This window comes from Oleiphilus sp. HI0132, from assembly GCF_001635845.1.
In genome coordinates, this window is sequence record NZ_LWGJ01001323.1 from 1 (window position 1) to 461 (window position 461).

1 protein-coding gene is annotated in these 461 nt (G+C 47.3%); it reads right to left on the bottom strand.

The genetic code is table 11. From position 1 onward, the window contains the following. Positions 1 to 437, bottom strand: a 437-nt coding sequence (locus A3766_RS20205; RefSeq protein WP_231882937.1) for an immunoglobulin-like domain-containing protein, incomplete at its 3' end; no start/stop codon positions are given. Between the last annotated feature and the right edge of the window lie 24 nt (positions 438 to 461).

A 461-nucleotide genomic window follows, 5' to 3' on the forward strand; every position in this document is an offset into this window, starting at 1 on the left:
GCGCCTGGGTCATTAAATGGGGTGTTAATTTCTTGATTATATGGAGCAGCTCCTAACAAGGTAATGATTGGCGCGGTGCTGTCGACGACGTTAACTGTACGCGATACAACAATAGCTGAATTACCAGCAGTGTCAGAAACATTGTAGTTTATGATGTAGCTGCCAACGCTTCCGCTGATTACGCTACCTGAACTTACTATGCTTGCACTAATATCTCCGTCAACATTGTCGACGGCGCTGGCACCTTCATCTGAGAAGCTATCGCCTCTTTCTAGTGTAACAACTGCGTCGCCGATAAGTGTTATTACTGGTGCAGTCGTATCTTGAACGATCACCTCGCGCGTTACGGTCGTGGCTACATTGCCAGCTTCATCGGTAACATCGTAAGCAAGTGTGTAAGTGCCGGCAGTGTCAGAATCGACGTTTCCACTGATCATAATGTTGGCGCTGATATCTCCATC